The sequence below is a fragment of the Rhodococcus gannanensis genome (assembly GCF_042681175.1).
Taxonomy (GTDB): domain Bacteria; phylum Actinomycetota; class Actinomycetes; order Mycobacteriales; family Mycobacteriaceae; genus Rhodococcus_G; species Rhodococcus_G gannanensis.
In genome coordinates, this window is sequence record NZ_JBHUFB010000013.1 from 192,189 (window position 1) to 212,214 (window position 20,026).

At 68.5% G+C, this 20,026-nt stretch carries 17 protein-coding genes and 1 pseudogene; 11 read left to right on the top strand and 7 right to left on the bottom strand.

Annotated elements, in window-relative coordinates; genetic code table 11:
- A partial coding sequence (locus ACFSJG_RS18130) for a YciI family protein (protein ID WP_378486627.1) occupies positions 1 to 246 on the top strand: 246 nt, incomplete at its 5' end.
- Positions 247 to 392: 146 nt separating this feature from the next.
- Positions 393 to 731, top strand: a complete 339-nt coding sequence (locus ACFSJG_RS18135; RefSeq protein ID WP_378486628.1) for a YciI family protein — start codon at positions 393 to 395, stop codon at positions 729 to 731.
- Here the strand turns inward: ACFSJG_RS18135 and ACFSJG_RS18140 are convergent.
- The 4 genes from ACFSJG_RS18140 to tnpB form a co-directional block, all read right to left on the bottom strand.
- Positions 691 to 1,683 carry a TerC family protein gene (locus ACFSJG_RS18140; RefSeq protein ID WP_378486629.1) on the bottom strand — a complete coding sequence of 331 codons (993 nt, stop codon included), beginning with the start codon at positions 1,681 to 1,683 and terminating at the stop codon, positions 691 to 693. The genes ACFSJG_RS18135 and ACFSJG_RS18140 overlap by 41 nt on opposite strands.
- A gap of 219 nt (positions 1,684 to 1,902) precedes the next feature.
- Positions 1,903 to 4,572: an FtsK/SpoIIIE family DNA translocase gene (locus ACFSJG_RS18145; RefSeq protein ID WP_378486630.1), complete on the bottom strand. Its 2,670-nt coding sequence runs from the start codon at positions 4,570 to 4,572 to the stop codon at positions 1,903 to 1,905.
- A 61-nt stretch (positions 4,573 to 4,633) separates the two neighbouring features.
- On the bottom strand, positions 4,634 to 5,260 hold the full coding sequence (locus tag ACFSJG_RS18150; protein WP_378486631.1) for a TIGR03085 family metal-binding protein: 627 nt from the start codon (positions 5,258 to 5,260) through the stop codon (positions 4,634 to 4,636).
- 20 nt (positions 5,261 to 5,280) lie between these two features.
- The gene (gene tnpB / locus ACFSJG_RS18155; protein WP_378486632.1) at positions 5,281 to 6,621 is read right to left on the bottom strand and encodes an IS607 family element RNA-guided endonuclease TnpB; all 1,341 of its coding nucleotides are present in this window, start codon (positions 6,619 to 6,621) and stop codon (positions 5,281 to 5,283) included.
- 274 nt (positions 6,622 to 6,895) lie between these two features.
- On the opposite strand from tnpB, the pseudogene ACFSJG_RS18160 reads away from it, so the two are divergent.
- Positions 6,896 to 7,662 (top strand): annotated as a pseudogene (locus ACFSJG_RS18160) (sulfite exporter TauE/SafE family protein).
- 72 nt (positions 7,663 to 7,734) lie between these two features.
- Here the strand turns inward: ACFSJG_RS18160 and ACFSJG_RS18165 are convergent.
- The 3 genes from ACFSJG_RS18165 to thyX form a co-directional block, all read right to left on the bottom strand.
- Complete coding sequence (locus ACFSJG_RS18165) at positions 7,735 to 9,825, bottom strand: RNase J family beta-CASP ribonuclease (protein WP_378486633.1); 2,091 nt, start codon at positions 9,823 to 9,825, stop codon at positions 7,735 to 7,737.
- Positions 9,822 to 10,727, bottom strand: a complete 906-nt coding sequence (dapA, locus tag ACFSJG_RS18170) for a 4-hydroxy-tetrahydrodipicolinate synthase (protein WP_378486634.1) — start codon at positions 10,725 to 10,727, stop codon at positions 9,822 to 9,824. Before dapA ends, ACFSJG_RS18165 begins: the two co-directional genes overlap by 4 nt.
- Positions 10,728 to 10,795: 68 nt before the next feature.
- Entirely contained in the window at positions 10,796 to 11,548 is a 753-nt protein-coding gene (gene thyX, locus ACFSJG_RS18175; protein ID WP_378486635.1) for an FAD-dependent thymidylate synthase, read from the bottom strand.
- Between the two features lie 127 nt (positions 11,549 to 11,675).
- Here thyX and ACFSJG_RS18180 point away from each other — a divergent pair, with 127 nt between their 5' ends.
- From ACFSJG_RS18180 to ACFSJG_RS18215, 8 genes are all read left to right on the top strand, one after another.
- Positions 11,676 to 12,179 carry a toxin-antitoxin system HicB family antitoxin gene (locus ACFSJG_RS18180; RefSeq protein ID WP_378486636.1) on the top strand — a complete coding sequence of 168 codons (504 nt, stop codon included), beginning with the start codon at positions 11,676 to 11,678 and terminating at the stop codon, positions 12,177 to 12,179.
- 128 nt (positions 12,180 to 12,307) lie between these two features.
- A complete protein-coding gene (locus ACFSJG_RS18185; RefSeq protein WP_378486637.1) occupies positions 12,308 to 12,742 on the top strand; it encodes an SRPBCC family protein in 435 nt (144 codons plus the stop codon).
- A gap of 520 nt (positions 12,743 to 13,262) precedes the next feature.
- Complete coding sequence (locus tag ACFSJG_RS18190) at positions 13,263 to 13,661, top strand: carboxymuconolactone decarboxylase family protein (RefSeq protein ID WP_378486638.1); 399 nt, start codon at positions 13,263 to 13,265, stop codon at positions 13,659 to 13,661.
- Positions 13,662 to 13,741: 80 nt separating this feature from the next.
- The gene (locus ACFSJG_RS18195; protein WP_378486639.1) at positions 13,742 to 15,643 is read left to right on the top strand and encodes a helix-turn-helix domain-containing protein; all 1,902 of its coding nucleotides are present in this window, start codon (positions 13,742 to 13,744) and stop codon (positions 15,641 to 15,643) included.
- Between the two features lie 154 nt (positions 15,644 to 15,797).
- Positions 15,798 to 17,069, top strand: a complete 1,272-nt coding sequence (locus ACFSJG_RS18200; protein ID WP_378486640.1) for a hydroxymethylglutaryl-CoA reductase, degradative — start codon at positions 15,798 to 15,800, stop codon at positions 17,067 to 17,069.
- A 1-nt stretch (position 17,070) separates the two neighbouring features.
- The gene (locus tag ACFSJG_RS18205) at positions 17,071 to 18,042 is read left to right on the top strand and encodes a hydroxymethylglutaryl-CoA lyase (RefSeq protein ID WP_378486641.1); all 972 of its coding nucleotides are present in this window, start codon (positions 17,071 to 17,073) and stop codon (positions 18,040 to 18,042) included.
- A gap of 121 nt (positions 18,043 to 18,163) precedes the next feature.
- Complete coding sequence (locus ACFSJG_RS18210; RefSeq protein ID WP_378486642.1) at positions 18,164 to 18,607, top strand: YrzE family protein; 444 nt, start codon at positions 18,164 to 18,166, stop codon at positions 18,605 to 18,607.
- On the top strand, positions 18,607 to 19,986 hold the full coding sequence (locus ACFSJG_RS18215; protein WP_378486643.1) for a tripartite tricarboxylate transporter permease: 1,380 nt from the start codon (positions 18,607 to 18,609) through the stop codon (positions 19,984 to 19,986). The genes ACFSJG_RS18210 and ACFSJG_RS18215 overlap by 1 nt, the downstream gene beginning before the upstream one ends.
- Positions 19,987 to 20,026 lie beyond the last annotated feature (40 nt).

Here is a 20,026-nt window from a genome sequence, read left to right on the forward strand (position 1 = left end):
GTCGCCGCACGCGACGAGGTACGCCCCGACCACCGGGCGTGGTTGTCCGAACTGGTGGCCGCGGGCACCGTGCTGAGCACCGGGCCCTACGCCGACGGCAGTGGCGCCCTCATCCTGGTCTCCGCGGTCGACGAGGATACCGCCCGCACACTGTTCCAATCGGATCCGTTCGCGCGTGCGGGACTGATCGACTCCGCCCGGTTCACCGAGTGGACTCCGGTGATGGGCGCGTTCACCGCATCCTGACGGCTCGCACCCGAACGATCGAATGACATCCGGGTAGCTCTGCGCATTTGCCAACGCGGACCGGCTTCCCCCGCATACGCTTTGAGTTCCCCGGTGTACTTCGATTCCGTCCGGTTTCGGCCTGGGCGAGTGGAAAGCGAGTTGCCATGTCGTTCATCGCCGTCGAGTACGTGTACCGCGAGGGATCCGTTCCGGATCGTGACATTCACCGACCCGCCCACCTGACCTGGCTCGGCGAGCTCGTCGACCAGGGTCACGTCCTGACGGCGGGCCCGTTCCTCGACAACAGCGGAGCCCTGCTGATCCTCGCCACCCCCAACTGCGAGGCAGCGGCGAAGCTGCTCGCGGACGACCCCTTCATCCACGCCGGGATCGTCATCGACATCCACTACACCGAGTGGAGGCCCGTGCTCGGCTCGTTCACCGAGCACGGGGCCTCTTCGGTCACGCCGACGTCGACTGGTCCTGTTCGCCTCGGGTCTTGAGCAGGCTCGCGACCGTCGTCACGACGAGCGTGCCGATGATCACCGTCAGCGACAGCGCGATGCTCACCTCGGGCACGGCGACGTGCTCACCGCCGTTGATGAACGGCAGGGTGTTCTCGTGCAGCGCGTGCAGGACGAGCTTGACGCCGATGAACGCCAGGATGAACGACAGGCCGTAGGACAGGTACACGAGGCGTTCGAGCAGTCCGCCGATGAGGAAGTACAGCTGCCGCAGACCCATCAGGGCGAACGCGTTGGCAGCGAACACGATGTACGGCTCCTGCGTGAGGCCGTAGATCGCGGGAATCGAGTCCAGCGCGAACAGGATGTCGGTGAATCCGATCGCGATGAGGGCCAACAGCAGCGGGGTCACGAACCGCTTGCCGTCGATCTTCGTGACGAGCCTGTCGCCGTCGTACTCCTCGGTGGTCGGAACGAACTTGCGGACCACCGTCACGATCCGGTTCTCGCGCTTCTCCTCTTCCTCGGCCTCGTGGCCGTGGTCCTTGAAGAGCTTGATCGCGGTGTACACCAGGAAGAAGCCGAACAGGTAGAAGACCCAGCTGTAGGCGTTGATCGCCGCCGCACCGACCGCGATGAAGATTCCGCGCAACACGAGTGCCATAACGATGCCGATCAGCAACACCTTCTGCTGGTATTCCCGTGGCACCGCGAAGCTCGACATGATGATGACGAAGACGAACAGGTTGTCGACCGAGAGCGCCTTCTCCGTCACGTAGCCGGCGAAGTACTCACCGCCGTAGCCCGCGCCCCACTGCCAGACGACGAACAGTCCGAACAGGATCGCGATGCCGATGTACACGGCGGACCAGAAGCCCGACTCGCGCAGCGTCGGGGCGTGCGGAGTTCGGACGTGGGCGAAGAAGTCGAAGATGAACAGGCCCAGGATCACCAGACACGTGATGATCCAGACCATCGGGGTGATGTGCACAGGCAATCCTCCGGTAGTCGTTCAGGACACCGGAGGTCTCTCCCGCCGAGTTCCGGCGCGTCGCGCCCTCGCGCGTCCACGTCGTTCACTCGACCGGCAACCCCGGAGCGGCGATTGCGCTGCTCGTGTTGACGAGGTTGCCACGGAAATTCGGGGATACTCCCCTCCAAAGCCTCCTCATTCAATCACAGGACACACGCATCGCCGTGAACGAGCAGGTCACTCGTCGGAATCCGATTCGTCCGGATCACCGCCGCGGATCGACCACAGCAACCCGTCCAGTTCGTCCGGTTTGATCAGCACCTCGCGTGCCTTCGACCCCTCGCTCGGCCCGACCACGCCACGCGTCTCCATCAGGTCCATCAGCCGGCCCGCCTTCGCGAACCCGACGCGCAGCTTGCGCTGCAGCATCGACGTGGAACCGAACTGACTGGTCACAACCAGCTCCACGGCCTGCAGCAGCACGTCCATGTCGTCGCCGATGTCGGGGTCGACGTCCTTCTTCTCCGCGGACTTGGCCGTGGTGACGCCCTCGGTGTACTCGGGCTCGGCCTGGTTCTTCGTGAAGTCGACGACGGCGGCGATCTCCTCGTCGGTGATGAACGCGCCCTGCATGCGTGTGGGCTTGCCGGCGCCCATGGGCAGGAACAGTCCGTCGCCCATGCCGATGAGCTTCTCTGCGCCCGGCTGGTCCAGGATGACCCGCGAGTCGGTCAGCGAGCTGGTCGCGAACGCCAGTCGGGACGGCACGTTCGTCTTGATCAGGCCCGTGACGACGTCCACGGATGGACGCTGCGTCGCCAACACCAGGTGGATCCCCGCTGCGCGGGCTTTCTGCGTGATCCGCACGATCGCCTCCTCGACGTCGCGCGGCGCGGTCATCATCAGGTCGGCGAGCTCGTCGACGATCGCGAGGATGTAGGGGTACGGCCGGTACACCCGCTCACTTCCCAGCGGTGCCGTGATCTCCCCCGACTTCACCTTCTTGTTGAAGTCGTCGATGTGCCGCACCTTGTTGACCTGCATGTCCTGGTAGCGCTGCTCCATCTCCTCCACGAGCCAGGCCAGCGCCGCCGCCGCCTTCTTCGGCTGGGTGATGATGGGCGTGATCAGGTGCGGGATGCCCTCGTACGGCGTGAGCTCGACCATCTTGGGGTCGATCAGGATCATCCGGACCTCGTCCGGCGTGGCGCGCTGGAGCAGGGACACCAGCATCGAGTTCACGAAGCTGGACTTGCCGGAACCGGTCGAACCGGCGACCAGGAGATGCGGCATCTTCGCGAGGTTGGCGCTGACGAAGTCGCCTTCGATGTCCTTGCCCAGTCCGATGACCAGCGGGTGATGGTCCTTGCGGGTGCTCGGGGCGGCGAGGACGTCGGCGAGCCGGACCATCTCGCGGTCGGTGTTGGGGACCTCGATGCCGACGGCCGACTTTCCGGGGATCGGCGCGAGCAGACGCACGTTGTCCGTTGCCACGGCATACGCGATGTTCCGGGCGAGGGCCGTGATCTTCTCGACCTTCACGCCCGGCCCGAGCTCGACCTCGTACCGGGTCACGGTCGGGCCACGGGTGTAGCCCGTGACGGCGGCGTCGATCTTGAACTGTTCCAGGACCTCGGTGATCGCCTGGATCATCGCCTGGTTCGCCGAGCTGCCCGCCTTCGGCGGATCACCCTCGACGAGCAGCGAGACGGGCGGCAGCGTGTAGTCGCCCTCGACGACCCGGTCGGCAACGATCATTTCCGGCTCGTCCGCCGGTTTCGCGGCGGGCGCCGGCTTCGGGGCCTTCGGCTTGGCTCGCGGCTTCGGCGGCTGAGCCACCGGGCCGGCTTCCGTCGCGAGCACCTCGGTCGGCGCGAACTCGTCGAGCGGATAGTTCGTCGTGGGGTCGCTCGCCGAGCCGGCATCCGGCAGCGCGTCGTCCACCGGGTAGCCGTCGGCATCGAACAGCGCCGGATCGTAGTCGGGGTCGTCGTGGGCCGCCCGCCGCCGCGACGGCCTCAGGTTCCGCAGACCACGCAGGCGGTCGTGTTCGTGGCCGTCGTCGCCCGCCTCGTCGTGGTCGTCGAAGTCGCCGACGGCCTCCCGGTCGTACGGCTCGTAGTCGTCCTGCCGCGGGGTTCCGAACAGGGATCGGACCCTCGACGGGACCTCGCGGACCGTCGTTCCGGTCAGCAACAGGACACCGAAGCCCATCGCGAGCAGCAGCAGCGGCACCGACAGCCAGAATGTGATGCCGTCGGTCAGCGGACCACCCGCGGCGAATCCGACGAACCCGGCGCCGACGGCGCGTCCCTCGGCGTCGCGGGGCTCACCGCTGATCACGTGGAAGACACCGAGCGCGGGCACCGCGACGAGCAGCGATCCGAGCACCAGCCGCGGCCGGATCTCGGGATTCGGCTCGGAGCGCATCAGGATGACGGCCACGGCGACGCCGACGACCGGCAACAGTGCCGCCGCGCCGCCGAACAGTGCCCGGACGCCGGTTTCGATCCATCCACCCACCGGGCCACCCGCGCCGAACCACATCGCGGCCGCAACGACCGCACTCACGGCGATCAGGCCGAGGGCGATCCCGTCCCGCCGGTGTCCGTGCTCGATGTCGGCGGCGCGACCGACCGTGCGCGTTGCGGCGCCGACACCCCGCGCAGCGAGCGTCCAGCCGCGGCCCAGCGCCGCCCCGACCGAGTGCAGTGCGCCACCCGACTTACGGCCGGCGGGACGTCGCGCGGCCGGGCGAGGCGCGGTCGCCTTGCGCGGGGTCGACACGGTGCGGGTGGTGCGACCGCGTGATGCGGAACCCCCCGACCTCGCCGCACCCGACGATCCGGTGCGCCCCGTCGATCGGGGCGCGCTCGTGGATGTTCGGGTTCCGGACTTTCCAGCCATGACGCCCAGGCTAGTCGCTTCGGCCCCATCGGGACCATCTGCAACACGTGCCCCAGCGGACTCAGACGCCGCGCGGAAGCGCCTTCACCGCCGCAATCGACGATTCCGGGCCGTCGAACCCCACGTGTACCGCGTCCCGGCCGAACACGTACAGCAGCAGCTCGGCGGGAGTGCCGGTCAGCACCACCTCACCTGCACCCGACGCACGGCGTGGCGTCACGGTCCTCCCCTCCCCGGCATCCAGCACCACCGTGCACGAGGCCCTACGGAACACCATCCGACCCAGCTGTCTCGCCAGCGACCACAGTGCGGCGTCCCACTTCGGCCCGAGGTCACGCGGCTCCCAGGCCGACCCCGACCGCCGGACGTCCTCGTGGTGGACGAACATCTCCGCAAGATTGGCCTTCGCGTCGACGAGCTTGAGCGGCGACCAGAGCGGCGGGCCGGTCCGGACCTGTTCGAGGAGTTCCGCGTACGGGCGGGTCGCGTACTGCGCACGGATCTTCTCGGTGTGCGGTGCGAGCGGCTTGATCAAGATCCCCGGCGACGCGTCGAGGCGCCGCTCCCGCCCCACGAGGTGCGCGGCGAGGTCGCGGGTCGTCCAGTCCCCGCAGAGCGTCGGGGCGTCTGGGCCGACGGCGGTCATCGTCGCCACCAGCGCGTGGCGTTCGTCACGGGCAAGGCTCATGCCGCGCAGGTTACCGCCGTTCACGAAACGTGTGAATCTATTCCGTGAGTCACGCCCTCACAGACATGGCGTTGACCGCATCGCGGTCTTCCCGTGGCAATCTCACAGCCCGACACAACATCGGGTCTGACGCGAGTTCCAGCGGACTGCTCCCGGAGCAACTCCCCGGTGTCGCCGCCCGCGAGGGCGGCAAGGTTGAGCGCGGCGTTGAGGTCCCGATCCAAGACCAGGCCACACACCGCACACGTGTACGTCCGCTCCGAGAGGGCCAGCTTGGTTTTCGCTGCCCCACACCCGGAACAGGTCTTACTCGACGCGAACCAACGGTCCGCCACGACAAGCCGCACGCCCGCCGCATCCGCCTTGTACGACAACTGCCGCCGGAACTCGCCCCACCCCGCGTCGGCGATACGCCTCGCGAGGCGCCGGTTACGCACCATCCCCGCGACGGGCAGGTCCTCGATCACGATCGTGTCGAACTCGGACACCAGCCGGGTGGTGAGCTGGTGCAGGCCGTCGCGACGTTGGTTGCCGACCCGGGTGTGCAACCGCGAGACACGGCCCTGCGCCTTGCGCCACCGGTTCGACGGCACCTGCCCGGACCGACGGTCCGGCCCCTGTCTGCGTGCCACCACGCGCTGCGCCCGTCGCAGGTCCCGTAACGCCTTGTCGAGATGGCGCGGATTGGCGATCGTGTCGCCGGTCGACAAGGTAGCCAACGCGGCGATTCCCACGTCGACACCTACCACCCGCGGGACGCCACCAGATGCGGCGACGGCGCCGGCGTCGGCGTCGGGTAGCTCCACCGCGAACGACACATGCCAACGGCCCCGCTGATACGACAGGGTCGCCGAGACGATCCGGGCGGTGCCGGCCTCGACCTTGCGGGCGAGCTTCCGCGTCGACTCGTGGGTGCGTACCTCCCCGATCCGGGGCAGCTTCACGTGTCGCCTGTCGCGGCCGAGCCCGAACGCACCGGTGGTGAACCGACACGATCGGTGAGACCTTTTCGACTTGAACCGCGGCATCCGAGCCCGCCCGTCCCGGCGGTTGCCGAGCGCGGCCGCCAGGTTCGCGCACCCGGAGGCGTACGACTCCTTGCTGTTCTCAGCCCACCACGGCGCCACGACGTCTTTGACTTGGTTCCAGGTCTTCCGCAGGCTGTAGGCGGACGTACTGATCCAGGGGGTCCGGTCCGCCTCCGCGATCCCGTAGGACTCCTCAGCCGTACGTTGGTTCCAGTTCGCTTTCACCTGCGCGAGTGCCCAGTTGTAGGTGAATCGTTGTGCCCCGCAATGTGACCGGAACGCCTGTTCCTGCCCGGCGGTGGGGTCGAGTGCGAACAGGTATGCCCGGATCACCGCCCCACCCCCAAACCGATATCGAACTTATGTTCGACTACGGTACCCGACTTCCGGTCCGAGCATCCGAGGAAACCTGAACTCACCCACAACGCACCGCCCTGTCGACACATCAGTGCGGATCATCAATCCGACGACGACGCTCGCCCGCCACACTGCCCAGCGCGAAACGGTACGAAACAGCGCAGATGTGCCCACACCGACGAACAGCTCGAACCCCGCGTTCGGGTCATCATCTCGGCCTCGTTAGCGTCGACAGGTGTCCGCTGTCGAGATGATCGTGATCGCCGTAGCCGGCTTCTGCGCGGGCGGGATCAACGCGATCGTCGGCTCCGGAACACTCGTGACCTTCCCGACTCTGGTTGCGTTCGGGTATCCCCCGGTGGTGGCGACGATGTCGAACGCCGTCGGACTGGTCGCGGGCGGTGTCTCCGGAACGTGGGGTACCGGCGGGAGTTGCGCGGCCAGTGGGATCGACTGTGCTGGCAGATTCCCGCGTCGGTACTCGGGGCCGCGCTGGGGTCGTGGCTGCTGCTGCACCTGCCCGAGAAGGCCTTCACGACGATCGTGCCCGTGCTGTTGGTCGGCGCGCTCGTCCTGGTGGTCACCGGTCCGCGCATCCAGACCTGGGCACGTGCCCGCGCCGAGGCTGCGGGACGCACCGCCGACCACGTGGGTACGGCACGCATGATCGCGCTCACGGCCGGGACATTCGCGGTCGGCGTCTACGGCGGCTATTTCACCGCCGCACAGGGGATCCTGCTGATCGGCGTGATGGGCGCACTGCTGCCCGAGTCGATGCAGCGGATGAACGCGGCGAAAAACCTGCTGTCACTGCTGGTGAACGTAGTGGCAGCGGTCGCGTACACCACGGTCGCGTTCGACCGCATCGACTGGGCCGCAGCCGGATTGATCGCCGTCGGCTCACTCGTCGGCGGTTCCGTGGGCGCGCGTTACGGCAGGCGCCTGTCCCCCAACGCGTTGCGCGCGGCGATCGTCGTGCTCGGCCTGATCGGACTGTGGCGACTGCTGGCGGGCTGAATGTCACATCGTGCGCGTCGGATGCGCACGATGTGACATCGCGTCCACGGCGAGAGGGGTGGGACCGCGGCGTCAGACGCCGATGACGGTCGGCACGATCATCGGTCGGCGCCGGTACTTGTCGGCAACCCAACGCCCGACGACGCGGCGCACCGCCTGCGCGATCCGGTGTGTGTCGGTCACACCTTCACCCGCGAGCCGGGACAGTTCAGCCTCGACGAGGACCGCGGCCTCCTTGAGCGCGGCCGGGTCGTCCGAGAATCCGCGCCCGTGGACCTGCGGGGTGCTGACGGCCTTGCCGGTGTGCTCGTCCACGGCGAGGGAGATCGAGATGAAGCCACCCTCCCCGAGGATCAGGCGGTCGGACAGAGTCGAGTCGCCGACGTCGCCGACGGAGTTGCCGTCCACGTAGACCATGCCGACGGTGACGCGGCCGGTGATCTCGGCGAGCCCGTCGACCATGTCGACGACGACGCCGTTCTCGGCAAGCACGATCCGGTCCTCCGGCACGCCCGTCGCGGCCGCCAGGGCGGCGTTGGCGCGCAGGTGCCGCCACTCGCCGTGCACGGGCATCGCGTTGGTGGGCCGAACCGCGTTGTAGAGGTACAGCAGCTCGCCGGCCGAGGCGTGTCCGGAGACGTGGACCTTGGCGCTCTGCTGGGTCACGACGGTGGCGCCGCGCTTGGCGAGTCCGTTCACGACCGCGAACACCGAGTTCTCGTTGCCGGGGATGAGTGACGACGCGAGCACGACGAGGTCGTTCGCTCGGATGTTGATCTGCCGGTGCTCACCGCGCGCCATCCGCGACAGCGCCGACAGCGGCTCGCCCTGCGAACCGGTGGAGATGAGCACGAGGCGGTCGTCGGGCAGGTTCGCCGCGGTGTCGATGTCGACGACCACTCCGTCGGGGACGGTGAGGTAGCCGAGGTCCTGCGCGATCTGCATGTTCCGGACCATCGAGCGGCCGACGAACGCGATCCTGCGGTTGTACCGGACCGCGACGTCGACGACCTGCTGGATGCGGTGCACGTGGCTGGCGAACGACGCGACGATGACGCGCTGCTTCGCCTTGCCGATGACGCCGTCGAGGACGCCGCCGATCTCGCGTTCGGGGGTGACGAAGCCGGGGACCTCGGCGTTGGTGGAGTCCACGAGGAAAAGGTCGACTCCCTCGTCGCCGAGCCGGGAGAATCCGGCGAGGTCGGTGAGCCGGCCGTCGAGTGGCAGCTGGTCGAGCTTGATGTCGCCCGTGTGCAGTGCGACGCCCGCCGGCGTCTTGATCGCGACGGCGATGGCATCGGGAATCGAGTGGTTGACCGCGAAGTACTCGCACTCGAAGGGGCCGTGCGTGGTGATCTGGCCCTCGACGACCTCGACGAGGTTGGGGCGCTGCCGATGCTCGCGGCACTTCGCGGCGACGAGCGCGAGGGTGAACCGGGAACCGATGACCGGAACGTCGGGCCGCAGGCGCAGGAGGAACGGCACCGCGCCGATGTGGTCCTCGTGACCGTGGGTGAGGACGACCGCGACGACGTCGTCCATCCGATCCTCGATGTGCGCGAAGTCGGGCAGGATCAGGTCGACACCCGGCTGCTGGTCCTCGGGGAACAGCACGCCGCAGTCGACGATGAGCAGCTTGCCGTCGTACTCGAAGACGGTCATGTTGCGGCCGATCTCGCCGATGCCGCCGAGCGCAACCACTCGGAGCCCGTTCTTCGGTGCCTTGGGGGGCGGTCCGAGCCGCTCGGTGGGGTCGACGGCGACGATGCCGTCGGGACGACCCTTCGGCTGACGCTGAGGACGGTTCGAGCCTCCCTGCGACTTCCGCCGCCTGCCCGCCTTCTCGCCCTCGCCGGACGGACGTGAGCGACCGCTTCCCGCCTTCTCGGCCACCGGCGCCTTCTCGGCCACCGGCGCCTTCTCGGCCACCGGCGCCTTCTCGGCCACCGGCGCCTTCTCGGCCACCGGCGCCTTCTCGGCCACCGGCGCCTTCTCGGCCAGCGGAGCCTTCTCTGCGGGAGACTTCTGCGATGCCGCCTGCGCCGACTTCGGCGCAGCCGCCGGCGCCTGGGCTGCCGACATCTCCGCGGGCGTCACCGCCTCGGGCGCGCTCGGCGGGCCGGCCTGACGACGTGCGCTGCGGCGGCGCGGCGGCCGCGTCACGACAGTGCTCCGGCCGCGCGCAGGTCGGTCGCGAGCAGGTCCAGCTCCTCCAGGCTCGGCGCGACCTGTGGCAGTCGCGGATCGCCGACCTCGATGCCCTGCAACCGCAGCCCGGCCTTCGAGGCGCTGACGCCGCCGAGGCGCCCCGTCGCCCGCATCACCGGCAGCAATCCCGCGTTGATCTCGCGGGCGCGGACGATGTCGCCCGCCTCGTAGGCGTCGAGCAGCGCCCGCAGTCGGCCCGGCACCAGATGTCCGATGACGCTGACGAATCCGACCGCGCCGACCGACAGCCAGGGCAGGTTCAGCGGGTCGTCACCCGAGTAGAACGCGAGGTCGGTGTTGGCGATGAGCTCCGCGCCCGCGGCGAGATCGCCCTTAGCGTCCTTGACGGCCGTGATCCGCGGATGCTCGGCGAGCCGGTAGATCGTCTCGGTGGCGATCGGGACGACCGACCGCGGCGGGATGTCGTAGAGCATCACCGGGAGATCGGTGGCGTCGGCGACCGCGGTGAAGTGCGCGAGCAACCCGGCCTGCGGCGGCTTCGAGTAGTAGGGGGTGACGACGAGCAGGCCGTCGGCTCCGGCCTTGGCCGCGTCGCGGGCCAGCTCCACGCTGTGGGCGGTGTCGTTGCTGCCTGCGCCTGCGACGATCCGGGCGCGGTCGCCGACCGCGTCGATCACCGCGCGCATCAGTTCGAGCTTCTCCGACTCGGTGGTCGTCGGCGACTCGCCGGTGGTGCCGGCGAGCACGAGGCCGTCGCAACCACCGTCGACCAGGTGCGCAGCCAGCCGCACACCGGCATCCACGTCCAGTTTCCCGTCGGCTGTGAACGGGGTCACCATCGCGGTCAGGATGGTGCCGAACGGGCGCTCGACTGGTGTGGATTCAGCATGGGTCATGGTTGTCAAGGTTACCCGGTCACGGAGCCCTCCCCGCACACCGATCGCGCCCGGAGAGGGTCGGCCCGTCAGGCACCCGCGCCGAAGTCGGTGACCGCGATCTCGGATCCGTCGGGCAGCGCCGCGATCTCGAAGTCGCCGAACACATTTGGCGCCGCTATCTGGAGCTGACGCAGGCACTCGACCGCGACGGCTCGAATCTCCACATCCGCATGCTCGGTCGCCCGCATGCCGACGAAGTGCCGCCAGGCCCGATAGTTGCCGGTCACGACCAGCCGCGTCTCGGTGGCGTTGGGCAGCACGGACCGCGCGGCCTGCCGGGCCTGACGCCCCCGCAGCGACCCGTTGGGAACGTCCGCGAGCTTCGACTCGAGCGCGTCGAGCAGCTCTGCGTATGCGCCTCGGCTGGCGTCGGTGGCTGCGGCGAACAACGACTCCAGTTCGGGATCCCCCGCGATCGCAGGCGGGACCACGACCTTGGCGTCCCGCTCGGACACTGATCTCTGCGAGAGCTGCGAGAACGACAGATGCCGGTGCCTGATCAGCTCGTGGGTGCAGGAGCGGGAGATCCCGGTGACGTAGAAGCTGACCGTGCCGTGTTCGAGAACCGAATCGTGACCGACTTCGAGCAGGTGCCGCAGGTAGCCGGCGTTGGTCGCGGTCCGCGGGTTCGGCTTGCTCCAGCTCTGGTAGCAGGCGCGACCGGCGAACTCGACGAGCGCCTCGCCGCCGTCGGCATCGGTGTCCCACGGCACGTCGCCGGGCGCGAAGAACTCGGTCTTCGCGATGAGTTGGACCTTCAGGGACACCGCTCGCTGCACCGCACACCCTCCTCGGACCCGACCGGATCGTGACCGAACACTATCGGGCGGCCGCCGAATGCGGCGTGACGCCACAATGACGTCACACTTCGTTGACAGACGTCATATACGACGCCACACTGGCGTCATGGACATCTCCGAGTACACCCAGTCCCTTCGTCGCGACCTGGCGGCTGCGGCCGCGCTCGGCGACGAGAACACCCGGCGAATCGCGGAGGGCCTCGCCGACGCGGCCGAGAACTCTGCCCGCCTGATGCTGATCGGCGCACTCTCCGATCTGGCCGCGGAGGTCACGTCCGCCCTCGGCGACCGCACGGTGCACGTGCGTCTGCGTGGCTCCGAGGCGAGCGTCGAGATCTCGACTCAGGCTACCGATACCGAAGCCGAAACCGACGCCTCCGACGAGACCGCCTCCGAACGCGAGAACACCAGGACCTCCACCGAATTCGACGATCTGAGCGGCGACATCTCCCGGGTCACACTGCGACTGGTCGAGCAGGTGAAGTCGCGGGCCGAGGAGGCGGCGGCACAGAACGGGGTGTCGCTGAACTCCTGGGTGGCGCAAGCGGTTCAGGGCGCGCTGAGCGATCAGATGAGGCGCAGCCGCGAGGGCACCAAGTTCGGTCTGTGACCCACGGCCCTCCCGCGCGACCGCCACACCCGAGGCGGGCGCGCGGGACGATCGCCGTCGATGTGGTGAACTACTGACGAATCGATCGGTGTGCACCGGTTGTCGGTGCGAACGCGGAGGGGTGTGCCATGGCGGTGTCCGGGTCCAAGGAGTTCGATGTCGATGCCGATCCGGCGACGGTGATGGCGGCGCTGGTCGCCGTCGAGCGACTGCCCGAGTGGTCGTCCGCGCACAAGACGGTCACGATCGAGTCCACGCACGACGACGGCCGCCCGCACCGTGTCCGCATGACCGCGTCGGTCGTCGGTATCACCGACGAGCAGGTCGTCGACTACACCTTCGAAGGCGACGAGAAGCTGATGTGGACCCTGGTGTCGAGTACTCAGCAGAAGCAGCAGGACGGCAGCTACGTGCTGACCCCCAATGCCGACGGCGGCACCCACGTCGCGTTCACCCTCACCATCGACCCGAAGATCCCGGTTCCGGGGTTCCTCGTCAAGAAGGCCCAGAAGATGGCGCTCGACACGGCGTCGAAGGGCCTGATCAAGTTCGTCGGGAGCTGACGGCCGCGCGGACGTGACCAGCCCCGGTCCCACCAGGGGCCCGAACGCGATCGGGCCCCCTGGTGGTGGCGCGACACCGGGATCGTCGCGACGGGCATCGGCGCGGCGTGGCTTCTCCCGCACGGCACGCCCGACACCGAAACCGTGGACGAGGCAGGCGACCACGTCACCGAACCCGTGACGTATCCGGTGGCCGTTCCGGGATGCGACGAGGTCGAACCACCATCGGGTCCGGGCAGAACCGTCTACTGGGCCTGGTCCGACAAGGGCGGAGTTCGCATGCTAGGCCGATCGGATCCCTCACGCGCGTCGCGTCGCGCGTTCACGACGATGCGACCCACGTGACGGCCATGCGTCCGTCGGGGACGTCGGTGGAGGTCACCCAGACAGGACCCGGCCTCACGGTCGACCAGTGGGTCTCGCTGGCCACCGCGCCTGACCTCGATCTGTAGCCGCCGGGCAGAATTGTTCCCGCCCGTCGAAGCGGGCCCGAACACCGATCGACCCCGGAGGTACCCGAATGACCGACCACGACACCGGTTTCGACGCAGGCCTCGCCGTCCGCCGAGCCGTGATGAGCGACGAGTTCGTCGACCGCGCACTCGAGCGCACACGCGGAACCGACTCGGAGGCGCTGCAGGAGCACATCACCGCGACGGTGTGGGGCGGGGTGTGGACACGCCCCGGGCTGGAACGCCGTGATCGCAGTCTGCTGAACATCGGCATGCTCATCGCCCTGCGCGCTCACGAGGAGCTGGAGGGACACGTCCGGGGCGCGCTCACGAACGGCCTGACACGCACGGAGATCACGGAAGCCGTCATCCACTCCTCGGGCTACTGCGGGGCGCCCGCCGCCCTGTCCGCGATGAAGGTGGTGCAGCGGGTTCTCGACGCCGAACTCGGCCCGCTCGACGCGTAGCCCACCCGAGGACAGGCCTCGCGAGACACCCGCTCGACGCGGTTGGCGCCGATTCCGTGGATCCGGGCAGGATGGCAGACATGGATACGGGCGAATCGAGTGGGCTCGACGCCCTGACCGACGCTCTGCTGGGCCGAGTCGACAGCGGAACCGATCGGGTTCTCGCCGCCTTCGACCGATTCGGCGCGACACCGGCGGAGCGGTCGTCCTTCATGGAGGCGGTCCGACTGCACCGTGCGGAGGTCGGCAGGCTCGAACGGCGCGAGCGCGAACTCGCCGCCCTCTACTCGAGCGCGAGGGAGCTGGCCCAACTCCGCGACATCGACGCCCTGCTCGGCCGACTGGTCACCCGAGCCCACGAGATGATGGGAACGGACGTCACCTATCTGTCCGAGTTCGATTCCGACACAAGGGAACTCCGAGTACGCAAGACGGCCGGAGCGGTCACCCGACAGTTCCAGAACCTGCTCGTGCCGACGGGTATGGGTCTGGCGAGCCAGGTCGTCAGCTCGGGCGCACCCCAGTCGGTGCGACGCTACGACCAGTACTCGGAGGGGCCACACGCGGACACCATCGACGATGCGGTCGCCTCGGAGGGCATCGTCTCGATCCTCGGGGTACCCATGTTGTCGGACGGGCGGGTACTCGGTGTGCTGTTCGCGGCGACGCGCCACGAGCACACGTTCACCCCTGACGAGATCGCCCTGTTGGCCGCGCTGGCGGACCACGCGTCGGTGGTCGTCCAGACCGCCAACACGCTCGAACAGGTTCGACGATCCGAGGACGAGGCCCGTTCCGCGTTGGAACGCCTCACCGAACACGTTCAGGCCCGGGACCTGTCGAACATCGTCCACCAGCAGCTGATCGAGGCCGTGTTGCTCGGCGGCGGCTTTCCCCAGATCGCCCGCACACTCGCGAGCACCCTCGGTCGGGAGACCACCATCGTCGATGCCGAGTTGCGTCCGGTCGCGGCGAGTCTGCCGGAGGGCGTGTCGGGGACCACCGGCACGACACCCGCGGTGCGAGAAGCCGTGAGTTCGAGCCGGGCCACCGGTCACTGCTGCATCGTCGACGATCCGGACACGAACGCGGTCGCCGCGATCACCGCCGGCGACCTCTTCTTCGGCGCGATCCTGCTGGGCCGCGGCGATCTCGAACTCGGGCCGGTCGAGCGTCGAACCGTGGAACGGGCGGCCCAGGTCGGCGCCGTTCTCGCCCTGCAGCAGAACGCCGTCGACGACGCCGATCGGCGTGCCCGCGTCGAGTTGGTGGCCGACCTGCTCGATCCGGCGCCCGAGCGCCGCCGCGACCTCGAACGACGGGTCCGAGCCCAGAACGTCGTGCTGGCGGACCTCGAGACGGTCGTCCTGCTGTCACCGGCACCCGACGAGAGGGCGGCGGTGGCGCGTGTCGTCGCGCGGATGCTCGACGGCGTCGGCCTGGTCGGCGAGCACGGCGGAAGTGTCGTCGTCGTGCTCGCCGCCACCGCGCCCGCGGACACGGTGGCGCGTCTACGCGGTGTCGTGAAGGACTCGTTCCGCGGTGCCGTCCGGACGGTCACCGCCCCTGGGGTGTCGGCCCCCGGCGACCTGCCTGGTGCGTTCGAGACGGTTCTGCGGACCGAGCGCCTGCTCGACGCCCTCGGGTCCGAGGACGTCGACGTCCACACCGATGCGTACCTCCCCTACGCCGTCCTGTTCGACGCGGACGGGCGGACCTTGCGGGCCTTCATCGACCGGACGATCGGCGTCGTGCGCCGCTACGACGAGGCCCGCGGTACCGACCTGGTCGCGACCCTGCGGGCGTTCGTCCGCAACGACGCCAGCCCCACGAAGACCGCGCGGGCCCTGAACTATCACACCAACACCGTTCTCCAGCGGCTCGACCGTCTGAAGTCCCTGCTGGGCGAGCGGTGGCGCGAGGACGAGAATCTCTTCCGGATTTCCGCGGCCGTTCGACTCGACGAACTCGGTAGGCCCTGACCGCGTGGGCGGTCACACACACATCCATGAAACTGATGTGGCGATCGCCCATGTCGCGGGGCTCTCACCCCTCCTAGCGTGTGAGTCGAAGCACATACCGGGCACACGACGTTCCCGAGCGTCCGCCCACGAAGTACCCCTGGAGGAACCTGCAGTGTCCGTAAACAGCCGAATCCCCGGATTCAAGGATTCGACCCCGGAGCAGCGTCGCTCGGTCCTGGCCGAACGGACCGGCCTCGCCGTCGACGACCTCGCCGTCCTGAACCCGGATGCAGGCCTGGCCGTCGAGCAGGCAGATCACATGATCGAGAACGTCGTCGGTGTGATGGGGATCCCGGTCGGCGTGGCAACCAATTTCGTGGTCAACGGCCGCGATCGCCTCGTGCCGATGGCGACCGAGGAGCCGTCCGTGGTCGCCGCGGCGAGCAACGCCGCTCGCATGGCCCGGGTCCACGGAGGATTCCACACCTCCAGCACACCGCCGGTCATGCAGGCACAGGTGCAGCTGCTCGACTGCACGGATCCGCACTCCGCGCGTCTGCGCATCCTGGAGGCAAGACAGGAGATCATCGACCTCGCCAATGCCCAGGATCCGATGCTGACGCGGTTCGGGGGTGGCGCTCAGGACATCTCGGTGCGCATCGTCCCGACCCGGACCGGCGTGCACGTGGTCACGCATCTGCACGTCGACGTCCGCGACGCGATGGGTGCCAATGCTGTCAACACAATGGCCGAAGCGGTCGCTCCCCGCCTCGCCGACCTGGCGGGCGGACGTCCGCTGATGCGCATTCTCACCAACAAGGCCGACCTGCGCCTCACCCGCGCACGCGCGGTGTTCGACAGTGACCTGCTCGGCGGACCGGAGGTGGTGGAGAACATCGTGCACGCGTCGGCACTGGCCGAGTCCGATCCGTATCGCGCTGCCACCCACAACAAGGGGATCATGAACGGCATCACGGCCGCTGTTCTCGCGACCGGGAACGACACCCGCGCGGTCGAGGCCGGATGCCATTCCCACGCCGTCACGGACGGCGTGTACCGGTCCCTGTCGCGCTTCGAGATGACGGCAGACGGCCATCTCACCGGTGTCCTCGAGGTGCCGATGCCGGTCGGCCTGGTCGGCGGGGCGACGAAGGTTCACTCGGTCGCCCAGGCCGCGGTCAAGGTCCTCGGCGTCACCTCCGCGATCGAGTTGGCGGAAGTGGTCGTCGCCGTCGGGCTCGCCCAGAACCTGGCCGCGTGCCGCGCTCTGGCGTCCGAGGGGATCCAACGTGGGCACATGAGCCTGCACGCCCGCACCATCGCAGCATCGGCCGGTGCGACCACCGCAGAACTGGACGGCGTGGTGGCCCGGCTCATCGCCGATCGAGCGATTCGAGTGGACCACGCGGAGCGGGTACTCGCCGAACTCCGTTCGGGGAAATGACATGTCGTCCGCCGGCACTGCACCGCCCCAGGCGTGGGCCCCGATACCGCAGCCGTTCCGTGATCCGGTTCTGCCCGACCGGGTCCGGGTCCACGAGGTCGGACCTCGCGACGGCCTCCAAGCGGAGGATGCCTTCGTCCCGACCTCGATGAAGGCGGAGTTCTGCCGGCGACTCGTCGCGGCAGGCGTCTCCTCGCTCGAAGTGACCAGCTTCGTCTCACCCAGGTGGGTCCCCCAACTCGCCGACGCGGAAGAACTGGTGCGGGAACTCGCGCTTCCCGGCGCGGTGCGCCAGGTCGTTCTGACCCCGAACCTCCGCGGACTGGAGCGCGCGCTCGCGGTGGGCGCGCACGAGGTCGCGGTGTTCGTCAGTGCCACCGAGACTTTCGCACGCAGGAACCTCGGATCCACTGTTCGGGGAGCGATGGACGCGGCTCGGCCGGTCGTGTCCGGAGCTCGCTCTGCCGGTGTGCCGACGCGGGGCTACGTGTCGATGTGCTTCGGTGACCCCTGGGAGGGGCCGGTGGAACCGGCGCTGGTCGCCGGTGTCGCCGCCGAACTGATGGCGGCGGGCTGCACCTCCGTCTCGCTCGGCGACACGATCGGCGTCGCGACCCCGGGCCATGTTCGCGCCGTCATCGACGAGATCGTGCGCGCCGGTGTCCCGGTCGACGCGATCGCCTGCCATTTCCACGACACCTACGGTCAGGCGCTCGCGAACGTGCACGCGGCGCTGATCGCGGGTGTCACCGAATTCGACAGTTCCGCAGGGGGACTCGGCCGGTGCCCGTACGCGAAGGGCGCGACGGGCAATCTCGCGACCGAGGACCTCGTGTGGATGCTGCACGGACTGGGGATCCACACCGGGATCGACCTCGCGGCCCTGTGCGACGTGTCGCACTGGATGGCCGGACGGATCGGCCATCCGGTTCCCTCTCGCGTGGCCACTGCACTGCTCGCGGCCAGGTCCTGACCTGGCACGGCAACCACCCGCCGTTTCGGCTTTCGGTATTCGACTCAGACACCAACGGAAGTGCACCATGTCCATCGACAGCAACATCGACTCACACTCACCCCCGCCAAGGGGAACGCAGATGACACCCGACCCGGCCGAATCCACAGAGAACGACGCGCGGTACCTCGAGGTGTGGGGCGACACCGTCGTCGGCCGTGACCTCGCAGTGTCGGTTGTCATCGGTGTGGCAGTCAGTGTCGCGGCCCTGCTCGGCGCGACCGCGCTGTTCTCGTCGTTCGTCGAGGACGAGGCACTCGCGGACGCCTACGCACTCCTCGTCGGCATCGGGTCCTGCCTGATCGCCGGTGTCGTCTGCGGAAAGCTGTTCCGTCCCAAGCGGAACATTGCCCTGGAGTCCACGGAGGGCGCCAAGGTCGACGACGTCATCGCGACGTTGAAGGAGGAGCGGCGCGGACTCGGCTCGGTCGACGACCTCCCCGCCGCAACCGTGCGGGAACTGAAGGAACTCGACCTCTACGAGCGGTTCCGCGCAGCCGAAACCGACGGGCACGGTGACAGGTGATGAGCGCACTCTTCACGAACGACGTTCTGATCGCGATCCTCCTAGGTGTCGTCGGTGCGATCGTCTTCTCGCTGATCGGCCTCGTGTCGGGCACCGACGAGACGGCGACGATCGCACCGTTGACGCTGCTGGTCATTCTCCTGGGGGCGCCGCCCGCGGCGGTGTTCACGTTCTTTCTCGCCGGCGCGGTCGCCAAACACATGACGCACGCCGTGCCGACCACCCTCCTCGGCATCCCCGGTGACACGATGGCTGTGCCACTGATGCGCGAGGCTCGACTGCTCCGTGCTCTCGGCGTCCCCCACATCGCGTTGCGCAAGGCGATCTCCGGTGCGATCGTCGCCGCGTTCATCGCGGTTCCGGTGGCCGTTCTCTTCGCGACCCTCCTTGCCCCGGTCGCGGACACCGTGCAGTCCGTGGCACCGTGGCTGTTCCTCGTCGCCGCTGTCGCGATCGCCTACACCTCGCCCGGCCGCTGGTCCGGGGTGATGGCGCTGCTCCCCTTCGTCGTCCTGATCCTCGGCCTCAAGGCACTCACCGCGAACTACGACGTCTCCCTGAACATCAGTTACTTCCTCGGGATCGCGGTCGGCCCGTTGATCGCAGACCTCTTCCTCGTGCTCGGCCCCGCGGGTCGGCGGGAAATGTCGAGGAAGGACCCTGACACGGTGTGGCTGGCACCCGACGTCAAGGGCTGGAGCGGGTACTTCCCGAACCCGCTCCGGTTGCTCGACCGCAGACAGGCAGGGTACGTGGCCGGGACCGCCACTGTGTCGAGCGCGACCTTCGTGTTCAGCCCTGTCGCGATGACCGTACTGATGGGTGAGGTCGTCGGCTCCCGGGTCAAGCAGGGCTACCACCGTCTCACGTCGGTGATCTCGGCCCGCAACGGCACCACCGAGTCCACCTACATCGCCGAGGCACTCATCCCCCTGATCGCGTTCGGCCTTCCGCTGAGCCCGGTCGCGGCCGGGCCCGCTGCCCCGCTGTTCAACGCTCCCCCGGTGTTCACCACGGACGACGGCAACGGCAACATCGACAACCTCTCGACCGCGTTGTCGAACTGGGAGTTCCTCCTCTACGGGCTGGGCGCTGTCGTGATCGCCGCGATCATCGCCTACCCATTCGCGATGAACTTCGCGCACCGGGCCGCGACGTTGGTGGTGCGTTACGTCAGTCACGAGGCGATCATCGCCACCTTCACCGGGCTCGTGGTCGTGATCAGCGTGTGGGAAGGCGGAATCCTCGGCCTGGCGGTGACGCTGACCGTGGGCCTCGTCGGCGGCCTGTTGTCCCGAATGTTCAAGATCCACGCGGGCGTCCTCTTCATGGGCTACTACGTCGCGGTACTGAGTGTTCCCGCGATCCTCGCCCTCTGACGATCGACCCTCCCACCGCAGCCCGCACCCACTCGGTCGC